The organism is Metasolibacillus meyeri, assembly GCF_003049505.1.
GTDB lineage: Bacteria > Bacillota > Bacilli > Bacillales_A > Planococcaceae > Metasolibacillus > Metasolibacillus meyeri.
The window spans coordinates 1-7,514 of record NZ_PYWN01000033.1; the positions used below are offsets into that span (position 1 = coordinate 1).

At 38.7% G+C, this 7,514-nt stretch carries 8 protein-coding genes; 1 reads left to right on the forward strand and 7 read right to left on the reverse strand.

Annotation, left to right across the window (positions count from 1 at the left end):
* On the forward strand, window positions 1-245 hold a 245-nt coding region (locus C9J34_RS22305), incomplete at its 5' end, for a glutaredoxin family protein (protein ID WP_107838791.1).
* Between the two features lie 81 nt (window positions 246-326).
* On the opposite strand, the gene C9J34_RS05125 is transcribed toward C9J34_RS22305, so the two are convergent.
* The 7 genes from C9J34_RS05125 to C9J34_RS05155 form a co-directional block, all read right to left on the reverse strand.
* Window positions 327-509 carry a hypothetical protein gene (locus C9J34_RS05125; protein WP_107838792.1) on the reverse strand — a complete coding sequence of 61 codons (183 nt, stop codon included), beginning with the start codon at window positions 507-509 and terminating at the stop codon, window positions 327-329.
* A gap of 61 nt (window positions 510-570) precedes the next feature.
* On the reverse strand, window positions 571-1,500 hold the full coding sequence (gene cysK, locus C9J34_RS05130) for a cysteine synthase A (RefSeq protein WP_107838793.1): 930 nt from the start codon (window positions 1,498-1,500) through the stop codon (window positions 571-573).
* A gap of 112 nt (window positions 1,501-1,612) precedes the next feature.
* Window positions 1,613-2,584 (reverse strand): ABC transporter ATP-binding protein, encoded by a 972-nt coding sequence (locus C9J34_RS05135; RefSeq protein ID WP_107838794.1) that lies wholly within the window; start codon window positions 2,582-2,584, stop codon window positions 1,613-1,615.
* Window positions 2,581-3,564: an ABC transporter ATP-binding protein gene (locus tag C9J34_RS05140; protein WP_107838795.1), complete on the reverse strand. Its 984-nt coding sequence runs from the start codon at window positions 3,562-3,564 to the stop codon at window positions 2,581-2,583. The genes C9J34_RS05135 and C9J34_RS05140 overlap by 4 nt, the downstream gene beginning before the upstream one ends.
* Before the next feature lie 8 nt (window positions 3,565-3,572).
* Window positions 3,573-4,463 carry an oligopeptide ABC transporter permease gene (opp4C, locus tag C9J34_RS05145; protein WP_107838796.1) on the reverse strand — a complete coding sequence of 297 codons (891 nt, stop codon included), beginning with the start codon at window positions 4,461-4,463 and terminating at the stop codon, window positions 3,573-3,575.
* A 56-nt stretch (window positions 4,464-4,519) separates the two neighbouring features.
* Window positions 4,520-5,479, reverse strand: coding sequence for an ABC transporter permease (locus C9J34_RS05150; RefSeq protein ID WP_107838797.1), 960 nt, complete (start codon window positions 5,477-5,479; stop codon window positions 4,520-4,522).
* Window positions 5,480-5,636: 157 nt separating this feature from the next.
* The gene (locus tag C9J34_RS05155; RefSeq protein ID WP_107838798.1) at window positions 5,637-7,367 is read right to left on the reverse strand and encodes an ABC transporter substrate-binding protein; all 1,731 of its coding nucleotides are present in this window, start codon (window positions 7,365-7,367) and stop codon (window positions 5,637-5,639) included.
* Window positions 7,368-7,514 lie beyond the last annotated feature (147 nt).

A 7,514-nucleotide genomic window follows, 5' to 3' on the forward strand; every position in this document is an offset into this window, starting at 1 on the left:
AGATGTGTATAAGAGACAGATTTTATAGTGATCACTGCATATATTGTACTAATTTAATAAAATGGCTAACAGAAAGAGATATCTCATTTATATCTATAAACATAAGCGATCCAGATGCATCTATTAAAGCCATGGAACTTGGAATTAAAGCTGTTCCATTTACTATAATTGAAGACATGAAAACAAAGATAAAGGAAGAAGTTATAGGATTTAATATTCAAAAATTACAAAAAATTTTATACTAAATAATGATTGAAGATGAATCTAAGTATGTGTAAATAAAACACATTCAAGTTGAATTAAAGACCATTAGACACTTAATTTATTCAACAATAATTGTTATAAAATAATAAATTTTCTGGACAAACAACTTTATCGGAAGCTTCAGGTGAAGCAAAGTAAAATTCTATACCTAGTGAATTAAATTGTTCTCTTGCAATTTCTTTAAACCCACTCTTACCCCATTCAGGTAAACTGGATTTTGAAGCAGAAAATCTATATAAAGTCATGCCAACACTCCTATTAACGTACAAATGGCTGTCGGAAAAAACCTCCGACAGCCTCATTCAATTAATCTTCAAACTGATAAAGTGGTGTTGATAAGTAGCGTTCACCATTTGATGGCACAACCGCTAATACATTCGAGCCTGCACCTAAGCGTTTCGCTGTTTCGATAGCCGCGTGAATCGCTGCACCTGAAGAAATACCACATAGGATACCTTCTTCGCGCGCTACTTTACGGGCTACTTCAAATGCCGTTTCGTTTTCAACAGTGAATACAGAATCGTAAACTTCTGTATTTAATACTTTTGGTACGAAGCCCGCACCGATGCCTTGGATTTTGTGTGGTCCTGGGTTACCGCCAGAAAGCACTGGAGAATCCTTTGGCTCTACTGCAATAATTTCGATTTCTGGATATTGCTCTTTTAGCACTTCGCCTGCGCCTGTAATAGTACCACCCGTTCCAATACCAGATACAAAAGCATCTAGCTTTAAGCCTTCAAAAGCTTCCACGATTTCAGGACCTGTTGTTAGACGGTGGATTTCTGCATTCGCTGCATTCTCAAATTGTTGTGGTAAGAAATAGCCGTGCTCCTTCGATAAGCTTTCGGCTTTTGCAATGGCACCCTTCATTCCTTCTGGACCAGGTGTTAATACTAATTCTGCGCCGTATGCACGAAGTAGGTTACGACGCTCTAAGCTCATCGTTTCAGGCATTACTAAAATCGCTTTATAGCCCTTTGCTGCTGCAATCATCGCTAAGCCAATACCTGTGTTACCACTTGTTGGCTCGATAATTGTGCCGCCTTGCTGTAATGTACCGTCTTTTTCAGCAGCTTCTATCATCGCTAATGCAAGACGGTCTTTTACAGAGCTTCCCGGATTGAAATATTCTAACTTTACATATACTGTACCTTCATTTTCACCTGTTGCATTATTTAGCTTCACAATCGGTGTACGACCTACTAAATCCGCAACTGAATTTGCTAATTTGCTCATTCCATTCATCCCCTTTTAATTCCTACTAATTTTATAGACTTTACCTAATTCACATATTACCAATTAACTATAGTAGTTGTCAACGCATTCATCATACAATCAAAGAAATTTTTTATACAAGATGGCAAGCAACGAAATGACCCTTTTCAACCTCTTTAAATACTGGTACTTCTGCTTTACAACGCTCTGTCGCAAATGGACAACGTGTATGAAACTTACAGCCACTCGGTGGATTCGCAGGATTGGGAATATCCCCTTTTAAAATGATGCGCTCGCGTTTTAACGTCGGGTCTGGAATTGGTACAGCTGATAAAAGTGCCTTCGTATATGGATGTAAGGGGTTGCTATAAAGTTGTTCACGACTGCCCAATTCCATCATCGTACCTAAATACAGTACGCCAATACGAGAGCATAAATGCTCCACAACGCTTAAATCATGTGATATAAACAGAAATGTGATGTTTCTTTCGCGCTGTAATTTGCTAAATAAGTTGATGATTTGCGCTTGAATTGAAACATCTAATGCTGATACAGGCTCATCTGCAACAATAAAATCTGGCTCTAAAATAATGGCACGCGCGATACCGATTCGCTGACGTTGACCACCGCTAAATTCATGCGGATAACGGTCCATATGATATTCAGATAATCCGCATATCTCCAATACTTCCTTCACTTTCTCTCGCACTTCATGCTTATCACATAGTCCGTGGTCTAGCAACGCTTCACCAATTGCATCCCCAACACGAATACGAGGATTTAGCGAGCTATATGGGTCTTGGAAAATAAATTGTATTTTAGGTCGTAGATTGCGCATTTCTGCATTGGAAAGCTTATGCAAATCTTCGCCATCAAACAGCACTTCTCCTTCAGTAAGGGATTGTAGACGTAAAATACTTTTACCAATCGTACTTTTTCCACTCCCAGACTCTCCTACAAGACCGAATGTTTCACCACGTTGAATTTGAAAGCTGACACCGTCAACAGCCCTCACTACACTTGCGTTACGCTGAAATAGTCCTCTTTTTTCACCAAAATACTTTTTTAAATTTTTTACTTCTATTAATGGCGTTTCATTCGTCATCCTATTGTCACCTCTTCGTAGAGCCAGCATGCTACCCGTTGCCCATTATCCAAATCCTGAATTTCTGGTATTTGCTCCTTACAAACCGCCATACATTGCTCACAACGCTCACTAAAATAACAAGAAGGCGTTAAAGTAGCCAAATTGGGAACTTGCCCTGCGATTGTATATAATTCCTCTTGTCTTTGATTAATAACAGGCTTAGCCTTCAGCAAGCCCTTCGTATACGGATGCTTAGGGTTTTTGAAAAGCTCCACAACGGGGCCTTCCTCAATGATTTTCCCTGCGTACATCACAATGACATAGTCTGCTACCTCTGCCACCACACCTAAATCATGTGTAATCAACAGCATTGACATCTCTCTTTGCTCTTTTAATGAACGTAGTAAATCCAAAATTTGCGCTTGGATTGTTACATCTAATGCTGTTGTCGGCTCATCCGCAATAAGCAAATTCGGAGAGCATGCCAAAGCAATGGCAATCATAATACGCTGTAGCATGCCACCGCTCAATTGATGAGGATAACTATTAAAAATTTCCTCTGCACGCCCAATGCCGACTAACTCGATTAGCTCTAATGCCCTTTTTTTCGCTTCCTTTTTAGAAATTAACTCATGCTCCATTAATGGCTCCATAATTTGACCGCCAATTGTTAATACAGGATTTAGAGAAGTCATCGGCTCTTGGAAAATCATCGACATATCATTCCCACGAAGCTGACGTAGCTCATGCTTTTTCATCTTTAATAAATCTTTTCCTTCAAATAAAATCTCACCACTTTTAACGCCACCTGAGCCCGCATCAATCAATCCCATAATGGACATAGCGACTGCACTTTTTCCACAGCCCGATTCGCCTACTAAGCATACCGTCTGCCCTTTAGGAATTGAAAAACTAACATCATTGACAGCGCTAATCACGCCGTCGCCAGTATAATATTGTGTTAATAGATTTTTAACATCTAACACTGCATTTCCCATAACAGCCTCTACCTCCTTTTCATATTTGGATCAATCGCGTCGCGCAGCCCATCTCCTAATAAATTAATACTGATAACCGTTAAAAATATGGATAATCCAGGTGGAACCCATAACCACGGTCTTTTTTGGAAGTCAATAAGTGAATTAGCTGATGTAATCATATTCCCCCATGATGCATCTGGGGGTACAACGCCTAAACCGAAGAAACTTAGCGTCGACTCACTTAAAATGGCACCACCGACACTTAATGTTCCCGATACGATTAAGAGCGGTACAATATTCGGTAGTAAATGCTTAAACAATTTACGGCTATCTCGCAGGCCAAGCGCCTCTGTTGCTTGCATAAATTGACGTTCACTCAAACTCAAAATCTGACTGCGCACAAGTCGTGCTAAACCGGGCCAGCCAACAATACTTAACATGAGCATTACGATATAAATACGGTATTCAGTCGGGACTTTCCACTCCGATAAAATCGCTGCCATAATAAATAGCAATGGCAACCCAGGCAATGTCATTAAAACATCTGCAATTCTCATAATAATTTGATCGACAATACCACGATAAAATCCTGAAATAATTCCTAATACGCCACCAATGACAACAGACATGACCATCGCACCTAATCCAACTAATAGCGAGATGCGCCCAGCTAGCATTAAACGCGTCAAGACATCGCGCCCTAATTTATCCGTGCCAAGCCAATGCTGTGCACTCGATGCTTGATTGATGTTCGTTGGATCGACACCTAAATTTACATATGGTGAAAAAAGGGGACCAATAAAAGAAAAGAAAAAAATAAATATTAAAAACACCAATCCGATAAGTGACATTTTATTTTGTAAAAAACGTCGTGCTATTTGTCGCCATAAAGAAGACGACTTTCGTTTACTTTCCATAATTTCAACTCCCTTACAGGTGCCAGGCACGCACACAATTCTCACACAATTTGAGTTTATTTTTTTACTCGTACTCGCGGGTCAGCAATGCCGTACAAAATATCTGCCAATAAATTACTCGCTACAGTTAACACAGCGATAAACATTGTGAAGCCCATTAATAGCGGATAATCACGCACCGAAAATGCTTGCATATAAATTGCACCAATTCCCGGCCAGTTAAAAATTTGCTCCGTAATAATCGCACCGCCAAATAATGCGGGCAATTCAAAGCTAAATAATGTAATAGCAGGTAGTAATGCATTGCGTAAGCCATGCTTAAAAATGACAACTCTCTCCTTCAGTCCTTTTGCACGAGCCGTTCGCATAAAATCTTGCTTAATAACTTCCAGCATATTTGTTCTGAAATAACGTGTTAAACCTCCGATACCAAGCATCGTTAAAACGAGCACTGGCAAAATCATATGTTCCGCTACATCCTTCACGTAATCCCAGCCAGTGAAATTACTGCCAGTAGAAATCATGCCACCCGCAGGTAACCATCCTAAATCGACCGCAAATATTTTAATAATAACTAGCCCTAGGAAAAATGAAGGTGTTGCCATAGCTGCAAATACGATAATCGTGATAAATGTATCCCAGATTGAATACTGTCGAATCGCTGATACGATTCCAACTAATATAGCGATAAACCATGTTAAAATTAATGATGCTAACGCTACGATAAATGAACTCCATATGTAATTTCCAATTACTTCACCAACAGGCAACTGGAATTGTAACGAATAACCTAAGTCACCTTTTAATAAATTTTTTAGCCAAATAAAATAACGAATGACGACAGGCTCATTATAGCCATGCAATTCATACAATTCCGCTTTCCGTTCAGCCGTTAAATTTTGATCTGCATCAATAAAATTCCCTGGCACTAAGGAATATAAAAAGAAAATTAATATCGATGCACCAAATAATGTTGGAATCATATAAAAAAGCCTCTTCACAACATAGCCCTTCATCAGCTCATTCCTTCCTATTCTATATTTTATAAAGGAAAAATCCGCCTCCACTTATTCAGAAAGTGAAACTAATAAACCTTCGTTAAAAGAGGAGGGCTATCTAGTTTCTCTCCGACAAGTAAAGCGGATTTTTCAATACTTTTACGAATATAGTTTATTATTCTGCTAATCGTAAATTGCGTAAGCTACTTGCAATACCACGGTAACCATTTGGCTCAAAACCTTCAATACGTGCATTAGCACCACTTAACACTTTTGTATATGCCATATAAATTACAGGTGGGTTTTCCTCTAATGCTTTATATAATTCATGGAATGCTGCTTTACGTCCCTCAATATCATTTGTTGCAATCGTTGCATCAATTAACTGATCAATTTCTTCAGTTCCGTAGCCTTTAAATGTTGAATTAGTGCTCTTTGTATGGAAGCCTTCAACACCGTTATATGGGTCTGGTAGCATCGTTGTCGAGAATGAAGCTAAATCATGGTCTCCTTTATCTACACGTGCTAGCAATGCATTAAAGTCCATTTGCTCTACTTGTAAATCAATACCAATCTCTTTATAGTTTTCCTTCGCAATTGGAATTAACGTATCGCCTAAACCACCTGCTGTTGTAAAGTAATATACCGTTAGCTTTTTACCATCTTTTTCACGAATATCACCTGTACCAAGCGTCCAGCCTGCCTCTTCTAATAACGCTTTTGCCTTTTCTGGGTCATAAGCTGTAGAGCCTACATCTGCTGTATAAGCCCAAGACGTTGGAGATACTGGCACATTCGCTACTTGTGCAAAGCCTTGATAGTATGTGCTGATAATTGTTTGACGGTCTAAACCTAAGATAAATGCTTGGCGTACTTTTGGGTCTTTAAACACTTCTTTTTCATGATTAAATGTCATATAGCCATAAGCCGAAGATGTATAAATATTAATATCAGCAAAGCCTAATGCTTGTAAAAATTCGAAATTGTCTTGGTTCGCTGCTAATGCACTATAATCTAGTTCACCCGTTTGGAAGAATTGCTGTGCATCACCAACCGTTGTTTTATAAATAAAGCCTTTTGCCTTTGGTGCACCGCCATAATAATGCTCATTTGCCTCATAGCGAATTTCTTGACCTGGTAAATAAGTAACGAAGCGATATGGACCTGCCCCGATTGGCTTTTGATGAAGTGCTGTTAAATAATCTAAATTACCTTTCACATAGCCATTCCCGTAGTAATCCTTCTTCAGCACTGAACCACCTAGTAAGCGTAAAGTACGAGCACTTACTTTATCTGTCGTAATTTCAATCGTACGCTCATCAATTACTTTAATACCTGAAACATTTGTTGCATCGCCATTTTTATAGTCTAATCCACCAACGATGCTTGCCTCTGTAATATCTGTACTACCTGCATAGGCTGGGTCATGCAATAAAGTTAATGTAAATTCGATATCATCCGCTGTTAACGGTGTACCATCATCAAACTTTAACCCTTCTCGTAACGTAAATGTATAAACTAAACCATCTTCTGCAATGTCCCATTTCTCTGCTAAGCCTGCTACTGCCTCACCTTTTTCGTTAATATCTACTAAAGGCTCAAACATAACAGATTGTACGTTGCCATCATAGCCGCTTGTATTGAAATACGGGGTAAATACACCACCTGGCTCCTGCAAGCCTACAACAACTGTATCACCACGCTTAATAGCCGTTTCTGGTGAAGCAGCAGGATTTTCCGCTGGAATAACAGCATCTTCAACAATAATCTTTTGTTCGCTTTGCGATTGCCCTGCTGCAACATTTTGCTCGTTCGTTTCAGTAGCTGAATCATCCCCACCACATGCAACAAGTAATGCACTTAGACCAATAATCCCGACTACATTAATAAATTTTTTCAAACTCATAAAATTTTACCTTCTCTCTAATTTTATTTAACTTATAAACTTACTAGGTTTAATACGCAAAAAAAATTTAATAACTTTTTATGTATTTTGTTGTCAAATTGAAGTTCGCGAATCAATTTTCAATAAAATTATTATATGCATTAATTC